Origin of the sequence: Rahnella bonaserana, assembly GCF_019049675.1 — a bacterium.
GTDB lineage: Bacteria > Pseudomonadota > Gammaproteobacteria > Enterobacterales > Enterobacteriaceae > Rahnella > Rahnella bonaserana.
The window spans coordinates 64,546-86,608 of sequence record NZ_JAFMOW010000064.1; the positions used below are offsets into that span (position 1 = coordinate 64,546).

15 protein-coding genes are annotated in these 22,063 nt (G+C 52.3%); 7 read left to right on the top strand and 8 right to left on the bottom strand.

The window, feature by feature from the left end; all coding sequences use genetic code 11:
* Position 1: 1 nt before the first annotated feature.
* From J1778_RS14390 to J1778_RS14415, 6 genes are all read right to left on the bottom strand, one after another.
* Complete coding sequence (locus J1778_RS14390) at positions 2–1,369, bottom strand: SrfA family protein (RefSeq protein WP_217173745.1); 1,368 nt, start codon at positions 1,367–1,369, stop codon at positions 2–4.
* Positions 1,370–1,568: 199 nt separating this feature from the next.
* Positions 1,569–2,624 (bottom strand): hypothetical protein, encoded by a 1,056-nt coding sequence (locus J1778_RS14395; RefSeq protein WP_217173746.1) that lies wholly within the window; start codon positions 2,622–2,624, stop codon positions 1,569–1,571.
* Positions 2,625–3,073: 449 nt separating this feature from the next.
* Positions 3,074–3,919, bottom strand: a complete 846-nt coding sequence (locus J1778_RS14400; RefSeq protein WP_217173747.1) for a hypothetical protein — start codon at positions 3,917–3,919, stop codon at positions 3,074–3,076.
* Between the two features lie 227 nt (positions 3,920–4,146).
* Positions 4,147–5,040 (bottom strand): dihydrodipicolinate synthase family protein, encoded by an 894-nt coding sequence (locus J1778_RS14405; protein ID WP_217173748.1) that lies wholly within the window; start codon positions 5,038–5,040, stop codon positions 4,147–4,149.
* A gap of 50 nt (positions 5,041–5,090) precedes the next feature.
* On the bottom strand, positions 5,091–6,536 hold the full coding sequence (locus tag J1778_RS14410; RefSeq protein ID WP_217173749.1) for an MFS transporter: 1,446 nt from the start codon (positions 6,534–6,536) through the stop codon (positions 5,091–5,093).
* Between the two features lie 128 nt (positions 6,537–6,664).
* Positions 6,665–7,387, bottom strand: a complete 723-nt coding sequence (locus J1778_RS14415; protein ID WP_217173750.1) for a 2-phosphosulfolactate phosphatase — start codon at positions 7,385–7,387, stop codon at positions 6,665–6,667.
* A 143-nt stretch (positions 7,388–7,530) separates the two neighbouring features.
* Between J1778_RS14415 and J1778_RS14420 the strand changes: the two genes are divergently transcribed.
* A complete protein-coding gene (locus J1778_RS14420; RefSeq protein WP_217173751.1) occupies positions 7,531–8,454 on the top strand; it encodes a DMT family transporter in 924 nt (307 codons plus the stop codon).
* Positions 8,455–8,487: 33 nt separating this feature from the next.
* Here J1778_RS14420 and J1778_RS14425 read toward each other — a convergent pair whose 3' ends face one another.
* A complete protein-coding gene (locus tag J1778_RS14425) occupies positions 8,488–9,735 on the bottom strand; it encodes an LVIVD repeat-containing protein (RefSeq protein WP_217173963.1) in 1,248 nt (415 codons plus the stop codon).
* Positions 9,736–9,744: 9 nt separating this feature from the next.
* Complete coding sequence (locus tag J1778_RS14430; RefSeq protein WP_217173752.1) at positions 9,745–10,812, bottom strand: sugar ABC transporter substrate-binding protein; 1,068 nt, start codon at positions 10,810–10,812, stop codon at positions 9,745–9,747.
* 221 nt (positions 10,813–11,033) lie between these two features.
* Here J1778_RS14430 and J1778_RS14435 point away from each other — a divergent pair, with 221 nt between their 5' ends.
* The 6 genes from J1778_RS14435 (at position 11,034) to mgtA (ending at position 22,019) form a co-directional block, all read left to right on the top strand.
* On the top strand, positions 11,034–12,116 hold the full coding sequence (locus tag J1778_RS14435; protein ID WP_217173753.1) for an oxidoreductase: 1,083 nt from the start codon (positions 11,034–11,036) through the stop codon (positions 12,114–12,116).
* 323 nt (positions 12,117–12,439) lie between these two features.
* On the top strand, positions 12,440–13,435 hold the full coding sequence (locus J1778_RS14440) for a VirK/YbjX family protein (protein WP_217173754.1): 996 nt from the start codon (positions 12,440–12,442) through the stop codon (positions 13,433–13,435).
* Positions 13,436–13,847: 412 nt separating this feature from the next.
* Entirely contained in the window at positions 13,848–15,413 is a 1,566-nt protein-coding gene (locus J1778_RS14445; RefSeq protein WP_217173755.1) for an MFS transporter, read from the top strand.
* An 88-nt stretch (positions 15,414–15,501) separates the two neighbouring features.
* Positions 15,502–17,670, top strand: coding sequence for a right-handed parallel beta-helix repeat-containing protein (locus J1778_RS14450; protein ID WP_217173756.1), 2,169 nt, complete (start codon positions 15,502–15,504; stop codon positions 17,668–17,670).
* A gap of 73 nt (positions 17,671–17,743) precedes the next feature.
* A complete protein-coding gene (locus J1778_RS14455) occupies positions 17,744–18,424 on the top strand; it encodes an oligogalacturonate-specific porin KdgM family protein (protein WP_217173757.1) in 681 nt (226 codons plus the stop codon).
* Positions 18,425–19,319: 895 nt separating this feature from the next.
* A complete protein-coding gene (gene mgtA, locus J1778_RS14460; RefSeq protein WP_217173758.1) occupies positions 19,320–22,019 on the top strand; it encodes a magnesium-translocating P-type ATPase in 2,700 nt (899 codons plus the stop codon).
* Positions 22,020–22,063: the final 44 nt, after the last annotated feature.

Consider the following 22,063-nt stretch of genomic DNA (forward strand, 5'->3'; position numbering starts at 1 on the left):
CTTATTTACCTTCGCGCTTAATCGTCATTGGGTAAACCGTGTCGCCGTTATAACGGCCCTGACACACGGCAGCGCCAGTCGCGCCCTGGGTACAGCTGATTTCCGGCATCTGATAGCGTGAACCGTCGCTGCATTTCGCTTTATAACGGGTGTTAATCACCAGATTCCCTGACTGCATCAACCCGGCATTGACCGGTGCGCGACAGGTAACACCTGCGCCATAGGTGATTCTCACCGTGCCCTGACCTTGCCTGAACTGATAACGCAGCACCGGCGGCTTACCGGTGACCGGATCTTTGATTTCAACGATGCCATTCCAGTTACCGTTGAGGAATTTCGTTGACCCGATTTTTACCGCATCCGGCGGCAGTACCAGCGCATTTTTGCTCACTGGCGCAGGGGCAGGTTCAGCCACTACCGGCGTTTTCTCGACTTCCGCCACCGGCTCTGACGCAGGCACCACAACAGCAGCAGGCGCAACCGGTAAAGGTGCGGCATCGGTGGTTTTGGCATCGGGGGATTTCATTTCAGCAGCTTTGGCGGGTTCAGCGACCGGTGGCGGGGCGATGACCGCAGGTTCGGCTGCCGGAGCAGGTTTACTGATTTCAGTCTGAGCTGTCTCTGCTTTCGGCGCAGGAGGGCGGGAGTACAACCAGCCCGCAGCAGAACCGGCCACGACCAGCGCGGCAACCGGCAGCGCCCAGATCAGCGGCGATATTTTACGGCGCTGCGCCGCAACTGGTTCAGGTGCGACGGCTTCCTGCTCTGCGGCGCGCGCTTCAATGGTCTTTATCACACGCACCGGCGCTTCAGGCGCCATAACCGGCTCAGACGTTTTGACTTTTTCTGCGGCCAGCGAAAGTGAAGGCAAGGGTTCATCCGCTTTGAGTGTATTGCGCAGGGCAGCAAAAGGATCGGGATTACTGGTGCTGTCGAGGCTGACAAAGCCCCAGAACGTCAGAACTGGCTGACCGCCGACCAGATAAACGTGGTTCTGGTCCGGAAAACGAAAAGCTTTCTCCAGTAATGCGCCAAAAAACTGGCTGGCAGATTTCCCGGAGGATTTTGCCGCTTTGCTGATATGCGACACGGTATCGAGGCAGTTTTCCAGCTGGCGTAATGCCGAGGCGCGTGCTGCATCTGTTGCAGCCGCCCAGGAAACCACTTTACCCTCACGCGGTGAATACCAGTCGAGGCGGTCACCGGCCTCATTGAGTTGCGGAATAGCCAGACAATCCGCGATTGCAGGTTGTTTACGCAGGCGTAAGGTTTCCCGTAATTGCAGGGCTGATGCGTAAACCGGCTGCCCGTTCTCGCCCAGCGCAAGGATGTCGTTGAGACTGCCACTGCGTAAAAATGATTTTGCCACGCCTGAATAGCCTTTAGTGGTTTTGCTCCGCGCCAGCGCGCAGGCAGAAAAGGTTCATGATGCGGCCACCTTAAGCGATTTAAGCGAAATCAAACGGGGGAATAAGGGTCAAAAAGGGTGGCTGTTTATGGCGTGACGTAAAAGCGGCAGCATCTCCCACGGGAGGTCACCGCCGTTAAAAAAGAGAGGGAATAGCAGATTATCTCAGCAGGTCACGCGAGGTATATAAAGCCGAGACATATTCCTGCAATTCTGCACTACGGTTTTTGAGCCGCATCTGGTTCTCAATGCTGGTGATAACATTGAGATGCGGTGAACGAATATTGATAATTTCGTGCACAGAGTGATAGCCGCCTCCGACAAACAGAGCGATAGCGCACAGGGTTATCTGATCAATCTGAGACTGGCTCAGTTTATCGTCAAGAACATCCGCCGCTGTAAATATGCAGGAGGTACTGCCGGAGATTGAAGCGATTAAAGGGTTATCACGGTCAAACATGCGTTCCACAAATGCGGGACTGCCGTCCGCCAGCTTATGACTGATTCTCGTGCGAAACTGCGGTCTGTTTTTGGTCAGTCCGTTAATGGTTAATATTTGTTGCAGTTTCGGATCAAGCTGACTAAAAACTGCTTGGTCGAGAATACCGATATCTTCACGATAGGCTTTCGATTTCACGTCGCTGCGCCCCCTGACAGTGAACAGACCTTCAGGCCTGTTTCTCTCTACTATTTTTGCCGCAGGGGAAGTATTATGTTTAAACAGAAACGCATATTTTTCAGCATCCCTAATCCCGTGATCGATGATAAATGCTCCCATCGATTTAATCAGCAGTATTTTTCTGGCGAACATTTCTGCTGAATATTCCGCAGATAACAGAACAGAGGGGATATCCTGTTTAGATATCCTTGCAAACTGGCCATCAGTATCTACATCTGCTTCGACTTTCTTTACAAAAAAGTTAAACTCCTCAGAGTTGTTATTATTTAACCATACCCTGGAAAACTTAGCGGAAAGCATATAAATCGTGTCGCCAAAAACATGGGCATTTCTCAGAATAACGGCAGCAGCCCAGGACTCCTGAACAGTTTTTTCTATATTATTGAAATTACGATCATGTTCCAGCTTGTTTTGAAATTCGTAAGTATGGCTGGCATTCTTTGTCGCGCGGGTGAGTTGAGCGAGTTGCTTGTTTCGGAGGTTATTAAGAAACAAATCATCTCTGGTCTTAAAATCATTACTTTTCTGCGTCAGCATAAATTACCCTTGTTTTTTCAAATTTTCACATCTGCATAATTCACCTTCAGTGCAGCGAGTTTACCACAGGAGACAAATCAGGCCGCTGTAATTTTGAATTAATGTTAATCAATAACCATGATGAATAATATAAGGAGACAATATTTTCTTATAAAATAAATAATGGCAACTGTGCCGGATGTGCGCAGGCAAAAAATTTATGATCATGCAGGACACTGCCGGTATAAGCGGGGAAAACAATTATCTCAACAGGTTACAGGCGTCATGTAAAGCCGCGACATATTCGTTTAATTCCGCAACACGGTTTTTATGCCGCATTTGGGTTTCAATGCTAGTAATAACATTAAGATGTGGTAAACGGATATTGATGACTTCGTGCAAAGCGTGATAGCCGCCTCCGACTATCAGGGCGATAGCGGAAAGTGTTATCTGATCAAGCTGAGACTGGCTCAGTTTATCGTCCAGCACCTCTGCCGCAATAAAGATGTTGCGGTACTGCCTGAGATAGACGCGAGTAAAGGATTATCACGGTCGAACATACGCTCAACAAATGCGGGACTGCCGTCTGGCAGTTTGTGACTGATTCGGGTACGAAAAAGCGGTCTGATTTTCGTCAGTCCGTTAATGGTTAATATTTTTTTCAGTTTCGGGTCAAGCTGGTCGAAGACGGCTTTATCAAGAATACCAACGTCTTCACGATAAGATTTCGACAGCACGCCGCTGCGCCCCCTGACCCTGAAAAGACTATCTGGCCTGTTTCTCTGCTTTATTTTTGCTACCGGAGAGGTATTGTGTTTAAACAGAAACGCATATTTTGGGGCATCCTGAATCGCATAATCGATGATAAATGCCCCCATCGATTTAATTAGCTGTATTTTTCTGACGAACATTTCTGCTGAATACTCCGAAGACGACAGGACGGAGGCAATATCCTGTTTAGCTATCTTCGCAAACTGACCGTCAATATCAACATCCTCTTCAATTTTCCTTACGAAAAATTTAAATTCCTCAGAGTTGTTATTTTCCAGCCATATACTCCTGAATTTATCACAGAGCTTATAAACTGTGTCACCAAAAACACTGGAGTTTCTCAGGATAACCGCCGCAGCCCAGGACTCCTGGGCGGTTTTTTCTATGTTGTTAAAATTACGATCATGGGCCAGCTTATTTTGAAACTCATAAGTATGACTGGTATTTTTCGCCGAGTGGGTGAGTTTAGCGAGTTGTTTGTTTTTCAGCCTGTGAAGAAATAAATCATCTTTTGAGCGATGTCCATTTTTTGCATGCGTCCGCATAAACATCCTTATCTTTATAAATAATTACATATACGAAAATAGAGACTTCATTTTTAGGCAGGCCAGTCTAACACAAGGGGAAATGCAAATAGATGTACTTTTTAAATCACGTCATTTAATAAACATGGTGAATAATATTAAGGGATAACATTTATTTATAAGATAAATTATGCGCACCCACTGTCTCGGGGAAATAAATCGAGGCGGAAATATTTCCGCCTCGAATATCAGGCAAGTAAATCAAGCTGTCCGAGAACTCGGGCCAGTCGCTGGCGTTCATCACCCGTCACAGACTGAAGCGGTAGCGGCAGACAAGGTGCGGACGCAAGACCCAGAATTTCTGCGGCGGCTGCCACAACGCGCAGGCTGCCGTGCTGACGGAACATTTCCCATAACGGTTCCAGCTGTGCTGATAAAGCCTGCGCAGTTTGGGTATCGCCTTTTTGCGCTGCACGCGTAATAGCGATCGGAATTTCCGGGAACAATCCGGCAATGACGGAGTACCAGACATCGCCGCCTTGCGTCAGAACCGTGGCAGCAGCCAGATCACCCGCCGCGCCAAGCGTCACATGTGCCGGAACCCGCGGACGAAGCTCTGCCAGACGTTTCTGCGTGGCAACCGGATCAGCAGATAAACCGGGGATTTTGATACTGGCAACATGAGGCAGTTGCGCGATACGCCCGTAAAGCTCATCAGTGAAATCAAAATGCGTCGTGGCCGGATTATCGTAAACGCATAACGGCACCGAAAGATGACGGGTCACCGTTTCATATAACGTAAAGACTTCGTCACTGGTGAGTTTCTGATACGACACAGGTGCCAGTAATACCGCACTCACACCCGCGCGCTGGGCATCTTCCGCCAGGTGCAGCACGTCAGAGGTACGAACTGAACCGATACTGACCATCACGGGAATACCCCCGGCGTGTTCGACCGCCAGCCGGGCAACGCGGTCACGTTCACTGTGTTTCAGATAAGCATAACTGCCTGTTGAACCCAGTGCACCGATGGAATCCACACCCGCACTCACCAGACGCGCCATCAGCCTGACAAAAGATTTCTCATCAATGCCTTTATCAGTCAGCGGGGTGAGAGGAAAAGCACTTAATCCTGTGAACATCGGGAACTCCCAAAGGGGTTAATTAACACGACTCAGCATAGAGCAGCGATTTACTTTTTGCCCGAAACAGATGAACCGGCATCCGGTTTCAGGCGCAACATATCCAGCCAGCCAATCAGGGTCAGCACCGCGATAACAACAAAAGCCACTTTGAAACTCATGCCGGGGACAGACTGCCAGTGCAGCGCATCCACCAGTTGTTCACCAAGACGGGTGCCGAGCGCGCCGACCGTGATCCCAAGCCCGACCGACAGTTGCAGCACCGTGCTGAACAGGGTATTCGCATCGGCCATTTGTTTTGCAGGTACATCCGAAAAGGCCAGCGTACTGATGCCGGTAAACTGCATTGAACGGCTCAGGCCGCCGAGAAACAACAATAGCATCACCAGCCAGTCCGGCGTACCCGGCATCAGAAATGCGCAGAACAGCAGTGAGAAAACGCTCAGCAGGCCATTCACTACCAGCACCGGACGGAAGCCAAAACGGCGGATCAGCGGCGTGGTCGCCGGTTTCATCGCCAGATTACCGGCAAACACGGCCAGTACCAGCAAACCGGCATGAAAAGGATCCATCCCAAATCCGACCTGTAACATCAGCGGCAGCAGGAACGGCACCGCGCTGATGGTCACGCGAAACAGTGAGCCGCCGCCCATACTGATACGAAATGTCGGGATCACCATCGAATCCAGATGCACCATCGGCGCGGGGGCGCGGTAAAGATGACGAACAGCCAGCACCGAAAGCACCACACCTGCGACCAGTAACAGCACTGCGGTCGTCCACAAAATACGGTCCTGACTGATCAGTTCCAGACCGGTGACCAGCGAAAGCATCGCCAGCCCGGTGAGCAGGAACCCCGGTTTGTCGAAATGTTTAGGTTCATCGGAAGGTGCCTGAGGAAACAGACGCCACGCCAGCACCATTGCAATGATCCCGAGCGGCACATTGATATAGAAAATCCAGTGCCACGAGGCGTAATGGGTAATGAATCCGCCGAGCGGAGGCCCGAGGATCGGCGCGACCAGCGCAGGCCAGGTCAGGGTGGCGATGGCTTTGATAAGCTGCGGTTTTGGTGTGGTTTTCAGCACCGTGAGACGACCGACCGGCACCATCAGCGCACCGCCAATGCCCTGAATAATCCGCAGAATGATAAATTCACTGACGCTGGTCGCCATGGCACAAAACAGCGAAGCCAGCGTAAAGACGGCGAGGGCAAAGGTGAATACGTTGCGGGCACCAAAACGTTCCGCTGCCCAGCCACTGGCGGGGATCAGTACCGCCAGCGTCAGCATATACGCACTCATCCCGGCATTGAGATCGACCGCTGATACCCCGAAGGAAATCGCCATTTGCGGCAGTGCGGTGGCAATCACCGTACCGTCGATAAACTCCATAAAGAAAGCAGCAGCAACCAATAAAGCAATAACGGAGATCCCGTCACTGGCGGCGGTTTCTCCCTGCGGATGTTCTGACGCATCCGATTTACTGTGGCTCATTGTCTTCTGTCCCGGAAAAACAGCATTGCTGCAGGACGCAGCAAAAGATAGATGATAAGTATTTAACCTATCACACAACTTTGAACGGATTACAGATCCTGCGAGGATCAAAAAGAGCGATCTTTCTTTCAGCGGTGAGCCGTAAAGTATCTACCTTGAAACTGGCAGGCTAAATCGCTGACATCTTCCTCCAGGCAAAGTGCGATATCCGCGGCAAATCCACGACGGTTGAGCTCACGCGCTGAACCACAGCGTTCAAGTTCTGCCCGTGTCAGATGTTGATAAACAGCACGGGCAGCGCGGGCTTCAGCAGATAAACGGCGGTGCGAAAGGCGCGAAACCAGCCCGCCGGCGGCGGCGAAATCTTCAAGTGCCGGACGCAGTGAGTTGTCCGGCCACTTTTCACCGGCGGGCACGATCAAAATCTGGCGATACTTTTCACACGCGCGGGCGGTCGCGGTCAGATTGCGAAAACAGGCGGTGAAAATCGCCGCCTTGTGCGCTTTGGCTTTAAAAGTCAGCGCGGAACCGTTCGGCGAAGGCAGCACCAGCCGCGTTCCGGCTGTCATGTTCAGCAAGGAGCAGGGAGAAAGGGTGAAACCCTGCCCCTGAAAACGCCGGTCAAATTGCGCACATTCGGCATCATTCTCTGCGGCAAATTGCTGCGCGCTGGCGTCTTTCCAGGGATACGGGAAGATCATGCCGCCGCGTTCACCGGCCACGCTCACGCAGGTGGAAAACGACATCACGTCGATAATGACAATACAGTCCGCTTCTGCCGCCAGATGCTCAATGGCTGGCGCGCCCCATTCCACTCGAACATCAAAATCAGCCTGCGAAAAATCATTCATGAAAGCGTCCTGTTCAGAATATAAAAGCAAGAAAAAGCAGGTTAATCCGCCGGTGTATTCACTACACTGATTAACACGATTTCCAGCATTGATTATTCCAGTACTAAAACAAGGCAATAGCCAATATTCAATAGGGGAAGTGAATGAAAAGCGGGGATTATTGCCGTCTGTTACTGTTAGCGGCGATCTGGGGTGGCAGTTTTCTGTTTATGCGGGTGGCGGCTCCGGCCTTCGGTGCCATTAATACCGCCTTTTTACGCGTACTGTTCGGGTTTATCGGGCTGGCAGTTATTCTGGCCGTAATGCGAACGCCCCGTGATTATCAGCAAAAATTTGGCAGTTCACTGCTGCTCGGGGTGATTAACTCCGGTTTGCCTTTCCTGATGTATTGTCTGGCTGCGCGCTGGTTACCGGCGGGCTATTCGGCCATTCTCAACGCGACTACACCGCTGATGGGCGTGGTGCTGGGCGGAATATTTTTCTATGAAACCGTGACACTCAAAAAAGCGCTCGGCGTGCTGACTGGCTTATTCGGCATCACTCTGCTGACTACGACTGGCAGCGCAGAGTCATTACCGCAACTGCTGGCGGGGGTGATCGCTTGTCTGGTGGCGACCGGTTGCTATGCGGTAGCCGGTTTCCTGACCCGTCGCTGGATAACCGAACGCGGCGGATTAGACCCAAAACTGGTGGCTACTGGCAGTCAGCTGGGTGCGACGCTGTTTCTGTTGCCGTTCTTTCTCTACGCCTGCGCGACGGAAGCGCCGGTCCATTGGGCGCAGCCGCTGGTCTGGTTGTGCGTACTGGCAGTCGGCCTTATCTGTACCGCGTGGGCGTATATCCTGTATTTTCGTCTGATTGCCGATATCGGCCCGCTGCGCAGCATGACGGTGACGTTTCTGATCCCGCCATTTGGTATTTTATGGGGTTATCTGCTGCTCAATGAAACGCTGTCAGAAGGCTTCTTCGCGGGAGGAATACTGATCTGCGTGGCGGTGTGGCTGGTTCTCAGTCCGGGAAAAAAGCTGGCGGAAAAAGGCAAAACGCCCGCACCTGAAACCAAATAGATTCAATCCACTAAGCCAGGTGCGGGCAGGGCGTCAGCCAAGATATTCGATGATTGATAAACCGCCGTTGTAATCGGTGCTGTAGATAATGCCTTGAGCATCGACAAACACGTCGCAGGATTGAATCACCTGCGGCCTGCCCGGACGTTTATCCATCATGGTGGCGGGTGCGGCGGGCACCAGCGCACCGGTTTCTTTGGGCTGATACGGATTACTGATGTCGTACGCGCGCACACCGGCATTCTGATAGGTGGCGAAAATCAGCGTCGAACTGACAAAGCTACCGGGCCGGTTTTCATGCAGATTATGCGGCCCGAAATGCGCACCCTTGCTGACGTAGTCCCGTTCCTCCGGCTGTGGGAAGGTGGAGATACTCACCGGATTCGACGGCTCGCGCACATCAAATACCCAGATCAGCTTCTCGCCATCTTCCTGATTATCCAGCACGGCTTCATCCAGCACGACCAGTAAGTCCCGGTCCGGCAACGGCAGCGCAGTATGCGTGCCGCCGCCAAATGGCGGGCTCCAGTTACGGTGCGAAATTAGCTGTGGCGCGCTGCGGTCTTTGATATCCAGCAACGTTAAACCGCCGTCGCGCCAGCTGGCATAAGCGGTATCGCCGCTGATAATCGCGTGGTGCAGCGCGTAGCGTTTACCTTCCGGCCAGTCCGGCGTTTCTCCGCCTGCGGTATGCATGCCCGGCAGCCACCAGCGTCCGGCGATCTGGGGATTACGCGGGTCGGCCAGATCGATAGTCAGGAAAATATAGTCGCTGTAGCCGTCAATCAGCGCGGAAACATACGCCCAGCGGCCGCCGACGTACCAGATGCGATGCACGCCGATCCCTTCGAGCCCGAGGAAGCCGATCTCTTTCGGCTGATCGGGCAGCGAAATATCAAAGATACGCACACCGGCACTCCAGCCACGCTGTTGAGTGCCTTGTACCGTCTCGCTGACGGAGCGGGTGTAATAGACCTTTTCATCAGCAAAACGCACATCGGCGAACAAATCACGTGCGTTGATCACCAGCAGTAAATCGTCGTGCGCCTGTAAATGTACATTCCAGGTACCCGCTGGTGCTGCGACAAAACCGGCAGGTCGCGGATTTTTCAGGTCACGCACATCCACAATGGAAAAGCCCTGCGACACCATATGACCGATATAGGCATAACCCCGGTGAACCATGACCTGCACACCGTCCGGTTTTCCGCCCTGATCGCTGTGGCCGATCAGCCGCATATTGCGGCTGTATTCAGGCGTTGGGAGAGATTGTGTTGTCATCATCCGGCCTTATTTTTTGTGCTGGGCTTCGAGGGTGGCGAACCACGGCGCAATAAAATCATCGGATTTGCCCCAGCCTGGGATCACTTTCGCCAGCGACGCGACGTTTACCGCATCAGGATTGCTGACCAGCAGCGCCTGCGGAATGGACGCGGCTTTGAATTCATAGGTGGCAGGTGTTTTCTCGCCGGCTATTTTACTGGCAACCAGACGCAGGTTGATTGCCCCAATCAGTTTCGGATCGACCGCCACGCTGACTTTCCACGGGCTGTTAGCCTCGCGCATCAGACCGATATCCTGATTGGAAATATCAATACTGTAGAGTTTGATTTCGGTACGGCCATTCTCCTGCAGGGCTTTGTACGCGCCCTGACTGAATGCATCCCAGGTTCCCCAGATGGCATCGATTTTGCCTTTCGGGTATTTCGCCAGCAACGCACCGACTTTGTTGGCAGTATCCCCCTGAACGTCAGAAGACACCGCGCCAACGGATTCCAGTTCATGAATGCCGGGATTGGCGGCTAAGATTGTTTTATACGCGTCCTGACGGCGTTCCATTGGCGGGAAACCGGCGACCCAAAGTTTGACGATATTGGCTTTGCCGTTGAAATCTTTAATCAGCTGACCGACGGAAAGATCGGTGAGCGACGCATCGTCCTGTTGGGTGACGGTCACACCGGGGATGTCGCCATTAACCGCCGTATCAAACACTGACACGGCAATGCCGCTGGCGGTAATGCGTTTGAGCAGTTCGGTGGAATAGGGATCGCGCCCTTGTGACAAAATAATGCCGTCGTATTTCTGGCTGATCGCCTGATTCACAAAGTCCTGGAATTTGGCGTCATCACCGTTACTGAGAAATGTATTCACCTGAAAGCCCAGCTTGCGGCCTTCCTGAACCGCACCGGACACAAACTGCGTGGTGTTGTCGTCGGAGCCCAGATTGCGGATCACCGCAATACGCACCGGCCCTTTATGATCACTGATGGCTTTTGGTACAGGCGCGGTGCCGGCGGCAAAAGAAGGGAAAACGGAGAGCAAACTTAACGCCAGCAACGACGAGGAAAACAGTTTCATGGTTATTACCCTGTGTGGTTAATCATCATTTTAACGGGAGGACAATTCATGACAGGCCTTGTTCAGGCTCTTATATTGAGTTAATGAATTGATTGCCCGAGTTTTGATGACCCGCGCATGAATGGCAACGAACGAAAAGGCATAAGTTAATGCCAAAGATTATTAGCCATCCGGATGTCCGGGCGTAGGATGATAACAGCTTCTAAATTAAGGATTTCCCCATGAGTGAGACAGATATCCGCGTGGTCACCGGCCCCGCCAACTATTTTTCATTCCCCGGTGCGATTGACCGGCTGAGCGACTTCTACACAGCGGCGCAGCTGGATAAAGCGCTGTGGATTTACGGCGAGCGCGCTTTAGTGGCCGCGCAGGATTTCCTGCCGGAAGCCTTTACCACTTCGCAGGCCCGGCGGGTTCTGTTTAAAGCGCATTGCAGCGAAACCGAAGTGCAGCGCATTGCGGATATTGGCGGGAATGACCGTCAGGTAGTGATCGGCATCGGCGGCGGGGCGGTGCTTGATACCGCCAAAGTCGTGGCGCGACGTCTGGGATTGCCGGTTGTCGCTATCCCGACCATTGCTGCGACCTGTGCCGCCTGGACGCCGCTGTCTGTCTGGTACAACGATGAAGGGCAGGCGCTGCGTTATGAAATCTTTAACGATGCTAACCATCTTGTACTGGTCGAGCCACGCATTATTCTGCGTGCGCCAAAGGAATATCTGCTGGCAGGGATCGGCGATACGCTGGCGAAATGGTATGAAGCCGTAGTGCTCAGCCCGCAACCGGAAAAACTGCCCTTAACCGTTCAGCTTGGCCTGAATACCGCGCTGACCATCCGGGATGTGTTGCTCAATGAAAGCGAAGCGGCGTTGCAGGCGCAGGATGATCATCAGCTGACGCAGCCGTTCCTCAATGTTCTGGACGCGATTATCGCGGGCGGGGGATTAGTCGGCGGGCTTGGCGACCGTTACACACGCATTGCCGCCGCGCATTCCGTGCATAACGGTCTGACCGCATTACCGCAAACTGATGCGTTCCTGCACGGCACCAAAGTGGCGTACGGTATTCTGGTACAAAGCGCGCTGCTTAATCAGCCGCAGGTCGTGCAGCAGTTAACAGCACTGTACAAAGTGCTGGATTTGCCGGTCAGTCTGGCGCAATTGCAGGTGGATATTCACGACGACCGGCAGATGTCGCGTCTGATAGAACGCACATTACAGACCGGAGAATCCATACATCTGTTGCCTGGAAATCCGAATGCAGAACAGCTGCGGCTGGCATTTGAATTTGTAGAGAATAAATAGTCTTTTCCAATCTCCTGTGATTAATAAAAAACCCGGCATTGACCGGGTTTTCTGCCAAATGCTCAATTAATCGTTAATCCCAGTGTCAGGCATGATGTGCGAATGGGGAAATGTTCACAGCAATGATCCGCGGTAAGCAGGCGCTGAACTGTCAAGAAATCTTTGTGGAGGAATAAAGGAGTCAACGTAAGGATTACGTAAAGTAAACGACAGCTAAACGCTTTGCATTTTCCCTGCTGATGTTGATTCTCTTTAAATCTACGTTGTAAAGATGTTTAAAAATCGGGTGATACCGTGATTATTTCAGGCAGCGGAAACCGATCATGGAACACTCACCCCTCAACGAAACCGAATCCCTCAGCGGCGCCTTTTCCTCCGGACAAATCGGCGCTGAAGAAATAATCAAAAAAAGCAGCGGATTCAGCTTGTTTATGGATCTGCTGAGCGGCGCATGCGTGCCTGATAATCTGTGGCGCAACAGGATGTTCCGCGTGAAATACGCCGTCCGTACCTTGCTGCACCCGCTCGATACGCTGAAAGTGCTGAACAAAATGGCCAGTGAACCTGTCTGGCAGGAAGCATTCAGTATTCAGACCAAACTACCGAGCAAAATTCACAAACCTTATCTGCATCTTGGCCTGCCTTCTGCCGGTCGTGCGGATGCGCTGGTGGATCACTACGAGTTCGTGAAAAACCTCGAAAACGTACAGATGCGTAACACATTCCTCAGCGAAAAGGGGAACACCGTAACGCAGTTCACCGGTAAAGACGGCGAAGCGTTCCGCGTGGTGCTGGGTTCCATCGGTAAATCCGAGCGCGAAGGCGAAGCCAATATGTTCCTGTATATGGAAGACACCCTGCTGGCGGCGCTGACCTTCAGCATTGTCCAGCGTCCGGAAGGGTTAACTCTGATTGTCGGCGGATTCCAGGGCGCACACCGCTCGACGCCACATGAAGTCATTAAACAGGCGACAAAATCCTGTTACGGGTTATTCCCTAAACGCCTGCTGCTGGAAAGCCTGCAACGCGTCGCGGCAGAGACCGACGTTCAGCGCATTCTGGCCGTGAGCGATACCGGCCACGTTTTCCGCAGCCTGCGCTACCGTCACCGCAAGAAAAATGTGTTTGTCGCCAGTTATAACGAATTCTGGGATTCCATCAGCGCAACGCCGTATTCCTCTGCGCTGTACGACGTGCCACTGGAATTGCCGCGCAAACCGATGGAAGAAATTGCCAGTAAGAAACGCTCCGAATACCGCAAGCGCTACACGCTGCTTGATGAACTGCATGAAAGCACCGCGGCACTGCTGAAAAGCTGAGTGCAACGCCCGCACCAATATCACTCGCTGTAGCAGGCAACAGGGCCAGGGAACGGCCTTTCTGCCTGATTTTACACCCGATAGCACCGGTAACTCCCGCCAGATGCATGACCTTCACGGAAAATTCCCGTCAAAAATTCCTATGTGTACTTCGCTTAAGCCACGGTTTCATAAGTCATAGTTGTCTAATCATTCGAATTAAAACCAATTCATTCCCAATAGTTGCGCAAATTGTGTATTAATTATGAATGATATTGTTACACGTATCTCAAAACTGACCGCTCATTCGTACACTCCTGTGTCAAATGTGAACTAATTCACATCTATTCATTCGTCTCGCCTATATAAAACGCCATATCCATAAAATCGAAACAGCGGTTCAATTTTACAATACTCTCCGGGCGGGACAATTATGAACGCAGAAAAACCAATTCTTTTCAGACACCAGCTGGCCTATGGCGGCGGGAATTTACTGGGCAGCGGGGCGCTGGCGATCGCCGGTATCTGGCTGCTCTATTTCTACACCACGTTTTGCGGCCTGACGCTGTTACAAGCCTCGGCGATCTTCTCTGTCGCCAGTATCATTGATGCCATCAGTAATCCGCTGATGGGTTATCTTTCTGATAACTTTGGCAAAACGCGCCTTGGCAAACGCTTCGGGCGTCGTCGTTTCTTTATTCTGCTCGGCGTACCGCTGATGATGTTCTACCCGCTGTTATGGGTCGAAGGCTTCGGTTTCTGGTATTACCTTTCCACCTACGTGCTGTTCGAACTGATTTACACCTCGGTGATGGTGCCTTATGAAACTCTGGCCACCGAAATGACCACCGATTTCTCGGCGCGTTCTAAGCTGACCGGCTACAAAGCGATTTTCGGTAAAGTGGCGAACTTCCTGGCGGCTTTTATTCCCGGTCAGTTCATCCTGATCTACGGTAAAGATTCAGCGCAGCCGTTCTTCTTCACCGCACTGACTTACGGCGTGATCCTGTTCATCGCCATCGGCCTGTTGTATCTCTCTTCCTGGGAACGTCCGGTAGAAGAAACCACGCCGGTGGATGAGAAGAAAATGACGCTGGGCAAAACTATGCTGACGCTGGTGCGTGACATGAAATCTACCTTCCACCTGCGCGTCTTCCGCAAGCATCTGGGGATGTATCTGTGCGGGTTCGGTGCAGAATGGTTGTTCGCCTCGGTATTCACGTATTTCATCATCTTCGTGCTGCAATATGATCCGGCGATGGTGGCAGGGCTGAGCAGCCTGAACTCAATTCTGCAACTGTTCTCTACTGCGATCTTCATTGGGATCTGCGTGAAACACGGTTTCAGCAAGCCTTACATTCTGGCGCTCGGCATCGTTGTATTTTCGGTTGTATGCTACAGCCTGTTGCACTTCCTGCATCTTCCGCAACAGTACGCGACCGTCGCGATGCTGACGATTACCGTGGTGTTTGGTATTGGCACCGGTGGCGTGTATTACATTCCGTGGACCGTTTACACCTTCCTGGCAGACATTGATGAAGCCTTTACCGGCCGCCGCCGTGAAGGGATTTACGCCGGTGCGATGACCTTCTCCGGTAAGCTGATGCGATCTGTGATTGTCTTCGTGATGGGCGCGATTTTAAGCTTCTACGGCTTCCAGTCTAAATCCCATACGCAGCCTGAAAGCGCGGTAACGGCGATAGCACTGGTGTTCTGCATCGGCGTGATTACCCTGGCGCTGATGGCGATGGTATTCAGCCATCAGATGAAACTGAACCGCAAAACGCACTTAGTAGTTCTGGGAGAAGTGGCGCGTATCAAAGCGGGCGGGGCGATCAGCGACGTTCAGCCGGAAGTTCGCGTGGTGATGGAAGAACTGATCGGCTATCCGTACGAAGAATGCTGGGGCAACAGCAAAGTCTGCCGCAAAATCTTCGACACTCCCGCCGTTGAACTGGATGCGTCCAAACCGATGGTCAGCGTCACGCAAAAACCGTAAACCCTGATTTAACTCTGCATTTTATGACTTCACCGACTGGCCGGTAAACCGGCCAGCGACCCCTCACGTTTTTAGGATAAGAACGATCATGCGGGCATCAAAATTTGTTATTGCCGCGCTGTCCCTCGGGATGGGCGCACAAAGCATCGCCGCTGCATTGCCTGACGCCAGTAAACTGGTCTGGCACAGCATCACGTTTGGTCAGTCTACTGACGTTAATTTTGCCACCAACGTTTTGCCCCAAAAAATCGGTATGAACGAAACCCGGCTCGCTGATGGAAAACCGGTGCCTGCCGCAGGCACGTTGCTCAGCACGCCGTTTACGCTGGAAAGCCGCGGCGGCAAGGTCGGAAACAGTCACGATGGTCTGACCTATTTCTACACACGATTACCGGCTGGAGTAAATTTCCGCCTTGAGGCCGATTTCACCCTTAACCAGTTCGGGCCGGAAAACGGCGCAAAACCGGCGGGGCAGGAAGGCGCCGGATTACTGGTGCGCGACATTCTGGGCACACCGCGTGAAGCGGTGACCAAACCGGGGATTGAAGAATTACCGGCCGCATCAAATATGGTGATGAACAGCGTGCTGGCCACCGGCGACAAACCGCCGGTTCTGGCGCTGATTGCCCGTCAGGGCGTGCAGCAACCGTGGGGAAATACCGGTATCAGCATTGTGCGTAAGAGTTATCACACGCTCACCACGCCTGCGCATTTTTCATTACGCCTGACCCGCACGGATAACAGCTTTGATGTCGCTTACGCGCCGCAGGGCAGCGACCAGTGGATCAGTCAGTCCGTCGCAGGCGCTGACCGCGTGACGCAACTGGATAATACCGGTTATTACGTCGGGTTCTTCGCATCACGTAATGCCAGCATCACAGTGAATCACGCGAAACTGACCCTTGATGAAGCGCATACCCATGCCTCCATGCCGTATGTGACACCGTCACTTAAAGCGCGTGTGGAAGTGATGTCCTCACCGCTGATCACCCGGCGCGACAGCGTGATCCAGTGGCGTACCAACGGTGATGGTCAGTTACAGATTGAGCAGGATGGCAAACCTTTACTGCGCCAGACCGCCGTACGCGCCGGTGAGGTGATGACCGTGCCATTCCACGCGCAGCAGCCTGTCACACCGTTACAGATAACCTTTACACCGGATAAGGGCACACCGGTCACACTGGAATTCCCGCTCAACATGGCACTGGTGAGTAACCCTGATGAATTGCATGTGTCCCCGCAGGGCGAGGCCGGTAACGACGGTTCCGCGCAACATCCGCTGGATTTCGCCAGTGCAGTGAATCTGTTAGCACCTGGTGGCACATTATGGCTGGCGGAAGGGGAATATCCGGCGGCGGTCATACCGGCAACGGCCAGCGGCACGGAGAAAAACCGTAAAACGTTGCGTGCGCAGGGCGATAACGTGGTGTTTAACGGGCTGAAACTTGACGCCAGCTTCTGGAATATTCAGGGCATTACCGTTACCCAAAAAAGCTTCCACATTGCCGGCAGCTACAACCATATCGATCGCGTGAAAGCTCATCACGCCGATGATACCGGCATTTGGGTCGCCTCACCGGACGGTATTGGCCGTGCATTGTGGGCCAGCCATAACCTGATCAGCCATTCAGAATCCTGGGGGAATCAGGATCCGGGACGCAAAAACGCCGACGGCTTCGCGGTAAAAATGCGCGTTGGCGACGGTAACCGGCTGGTGAATTGCTATTCCCATGACAACATCGACGACGGCTTCGACTTATTCAACAAGATTGAGGACGGTCCGAACGGCAGCGTGACGATTGAAAACAGCCTGTCGGTTCACAACGGCAGCAACGGTTTCAAACTGGGCGGCGAAGGCTTACCTGTTGCGCACGTTATCCGTCAAAGTGTGGCAGTTGAAAACGGCATGGATGGCTTCACCGACAACTTTAACCCCGGTGCGCTGGTGGTCGAAGGCAACCGCGCGGTGGACAACAAACGCTTCAACTTCCTGTTCCGCCCGTCCCCTTACACCACAGCTGATAAGCAGGGTACCTTCAAAGACAACCTTTCCCTGCGCACTTCGCCGGGGAAATATGATGATGCTGTGACCGGAAATGTGGACGACAGTAATTATTTTTATACCGGCCATAAAACGGTAAATAAACAGAGTAAAGATATTCAGCCCGGAGATTTTATTTCTTTGCGGCTGCCGGATCCGATAACCCGTCTTTCTGATGGTGGATTTAATTACGCTGACTTTCTGAAGAAAAAATGATTGCAGCGCAGTTAAAAAGCAATACCAATTTTAAATAAAATAATATTACTCAATATCTCTGGGATTTATAAAAATGAAAAAGTGCAGACTGATAATCTGCGGCTTACTGCTGGCCAGCGCCAGCACTCATGCCGTGACGATTGACCTTCGCCATGAATGGCTGGATGACAGTAAACAACATAAAGACCGTGCGATGGTATCGCACCGCTTCGCTAACGGGTTTGGTTTCTCTCTGGAAGCCAAATGGAAGTCCGGTGGCGACAACCCGAACAAACCCTTTAATAATCTGGTGGATAACGGTACTGAAAGCACCGTCAGTTATCAGTACAAGATTAGCCAGAAGGTGTTTATCCAACCCGGCTTCACACTGGAATCGAGTTCTGACAGCAGTATCTATAAACCCTTTTTGACCGCAGGGTATACGTTCGACAGCGGGATCTATTTTAATGCCCGTTATCGTTATGAATATACCCGTTACACTAAAGAAAATACCGAAGACCGTAAAACCAACCGCGGTGAAATCTGGTTAGGTTATCGGCTTGCCGACTGGCGCTTTGAATATAACTATATATATAAACACAGTGATCAAATTCTTTACGACAATGATAAATGGGATTACGAGCAGGATCTGAAAATCGCTTACAATATTAATAAGCAATGGACGCCATATGCCCAGATCGGTGATGTCTCCGTCAGAAAAACCACCGACGAAAGACAAACACGGTTCCGTTTAGGGATCCAGTATAACTTCTGATGTTTTCACAATTGGGTGAGATATCTGTCAGCCGGGCAGCAAATGCTGTCCGGCTATTTCCTCACTGAAATATAAACGAAACATATCAATAAGTGTTTTCAGGTTGACAATAATAGGTGCTCTGGGTAAATTGCACGAGCCGCAAGTAGCGGCCTTTATTAACTTTACATAAGAGACTAATGGACACTGTAACCAGTAGCTTGCCGGATGACGCTGATATAGCGTGCCGGAACAGTAAACATAAAATCGATTGTGATCATTTCACCGTTTGGGTGTGCCTCGCCAGAGCCTGATGCTCTCGTGTAATCCCACCTCGACCTGAATGTCACGGTCCCGAGGTGTGTTATGAAGTTCAAATCTACCCTTTTTTCTGATGTCAAAACACTGACATCCACTTTGCGTGTCCGCCCGTCCCGTGACAGGACGCTGGCTGCCCGTAAACAAGATGCGTCATCTATTTTTTCCTCTAAAATCAACAGGATTAACCACCGCGTTACCACGTGGCGGGTCAGTCCTGTCACCGGTCAGCTGGAACAACGCTGCATCGTTTCTGACTGCGAAGACCCACCTGGTCGGATTTACTCTCACTGATTCAACGTCAGCATTTCGCTGCGCTGAACATCGTCTTGACACATGTCTGACGGCTTTGGTCCTTTTATTATTCCTTTAATAAAACCCCGACGTCAGTTATGTATCAATAAACGACACATAAACGAATCCACTCTGTTTATAACCTTAATATTTGACGTTAAATAATTAAGGAAAATAAACGGCGGGGAATTCTGCGCGAAAATAATTAAATACCGATCACTGAAATAACGTGAAGGATTTCTGCTGTCTGAAAATAACAGACTGCGGTTTCATCTGCGCGTTATCCGGTGACAGGAGCATTACCATGACTGCACAAAACCAAAACATCGCAGAAAGAAAAAAACAGGCGCTCTCGATGCGCGCCGTTCAGGAAGCTAATAACGGGGTGGATGTTACCCTCATTAATGTTAACTCGACCCGCGAAGGCCTGACGCACCACAGCGCAGCGCAGCGTCTGGAGAAACAGGGGTATAACGAAGTGGCACATGACAAGCCACCTCACATGCTGGTTCAGCTGGTTAAGGCCTTCAATAATCCGTTTATTTATGTGCTCACCGTGCTGGCGATTATCAGCTTCTTCACTGATTTCTGGTTACCGCTGCGTGCGGGTGAAGAAACCGATCTGACGTCGGTTTACATCATTGGCGCGATGGTCGGCCTCAGCGGACTGGTGCGTTTCTGGCAGGAATATCGCTCTGCAAAATCTGCCGAAGCGCTGAAAGCGATGGTCCGCACTACAGCAACCGTGCTGCGTCGTGAGCTGCCAGGTAAAGAGGGCAAACTGTGTGAAATTCCGATGCGCCACCTGGTGGTGGGCGACATTGTGCAGCTCTATGCCGGGGATATGATCCCGGCAGATGTCCGGCTGCTTGAATCGCGGGATCTGTTCATCAGCCAGGCCGTGCTGACCGGCGAAGCCTTACCGGTCGAAAAGTACGACACGCTGGGCAACGTCGCACAGAAATCTGCGGATGAGATCGGAGCGGAAAACGAAAATCTGCTGGATATCCCGAACATCTGCTTTATGGGCACCAACGTGGTCAGCGGCACAGCATTAGCGGTGGTCGTCGCCACCGGACCGCGCACCTATTTCGGCTCGCTGGCAAAAGCGATTGTCGGCACCCGTGCGCAGACGGCCTTTGACCGCGGCGTGAACAGCGTCAGCTGGTTGCTGATCCGCTTCATGCTGGTGATGGTGCCGGTGGTGTTTCTCATTAACGGCATCATGAAAGGTGAATGGTGGGATGCCTTGCTGTTCGCGGTCGCGGTGGCCGTGGGCCTGACACCGGAAATGCTGCCAATGATCGTCAGCGCCAACCTGGCGAAGGCTGCGATGGCGATGGCAAAACGCAAGGTGGTGGTGAAGCGCCTGAATGCTATTCAGAACCTCGGCGCGATGGACGTCCTCTGTACCGATAAAACCGGCACGCTGACGCAGGATAAAATCATCCTCGAGCACCATATCAACACGCAAGGGCAGAAAGATGCCTCGGTGCTGGAACTGGCGTGGCTGAACAGCTATCACCAGAGCGGCATTAAAAATCTGATGGATCAGGCGGTTATCTGGTTCTCTGATAATACGCCGGGCTTTGTGAAACCGCAGGGTTACAGCAAGGTCGATGAAATGCCATTTGATTTCGTGCGCCGCCGCTTATCCGTGGTCGTCAAAGACCGCAACGCAAATCATCTGCTGGTATGTAAAGGCGCGGTGGAAGAAATGCTGAGGATTTCGACGCATATCTGTGAAAACGGCGATGTCGTGGAACTGACAGAAGCGCGGCGCGATGCGTTGCTGGAGATGTCAAATGACTACAACAAAGAGGGGTTCCGCGTACTGGTCGTCGCGTCCCGCGAAATCCGCCGCGCTGAGACAAAAAAACAGTATGGCGCTGACGACGAGCACGACCTGATCATCCGGGGATTCCTGACATTCCTGGATCCACCAAAAGAAACCGCCGGTCCGGCGATTGCCGCGATGCGCGATATCGGCGTGGCGGTGAAGGTGCTGACCGGGGATAACGCAGTTGTCACCAGCCGTATCTGCCGTCAGGTCGGACTAGAGCCAGGCGAACCGCTGCTGGGGCCACAGATTGAACGTCTCGATGACGCGTCGCTGCGTGAACGGGTCGAAGAACGCACTGTCTTTGCCAAACTGACGCCGTTACAAAAATCCCGCGTGCTGAAGGCCTTGCAGGCCAACGGGCATACGGTCGGATTTTTGGGTGACGGGATCAATGATGCCCCCGCGCTGCGTGATGCCGACGTCGGGATTTCCGTCGACAGCGGTACGGATATCGCGAAAGAATCCGCCGACATCATCCTGCTGGAGAAAAGCCTGATGGTACTGGAAGAGGGCGTTCTGAAAGGGCGCGAGACGTTTGGCAATATCATGAAGTACCTGAACATGACCGCCAGTTCTAACTTCGGCAACGTGTTTTCGGTGCTGGTCGCCAGTGCGTTTATTCCGTTCCTGCCGATGCTGGCTATTCAGTTGCTGCTGCAAAATCTGATGTACGACATCTCCCAGCTGGCGCTGCCGTGGGACAAAATCGACAAAGAGTTCCTGAAAAAGCCGCGCAAGTGGGACGCAAAAAACATCGGCCGTTTCATGGTGTGGATTGGCCCGACCTCGTCGATTTTCGATATGACCACTTTTGCGCTGATGTGGTACGTGTTCAGCGCCAACAGTGAACATATGCAGACACTGTTCCAGTCCGGCTGGTTTGTAGAAGGATTGCTGTCGCAGACGCTGGTCGTCCACATGCTGCGCACGCAGAAAATACCGTTCATACAGAGCACCGCCGCCTGGCCGGTGATGCTGATGACCGGCCTGGTGATGGCGATCGGGATTTATGTGCCGTTTTCACCGCTCGGTCCGGTGGTCGGTTTGCAGGCGCTGCCTTGGGAATACTTCCCGTGGCTGGCCGGCACGCTGCTCGCCTACTGTTGTGTGGCGCAGGGCATGAAAACTTTCTATATCCGCCGTTTCAAACAGTGGTTCTGATTTAGTGACAAAAGGTGCCGTCGGGACGGCGGTACCTGCTTTTA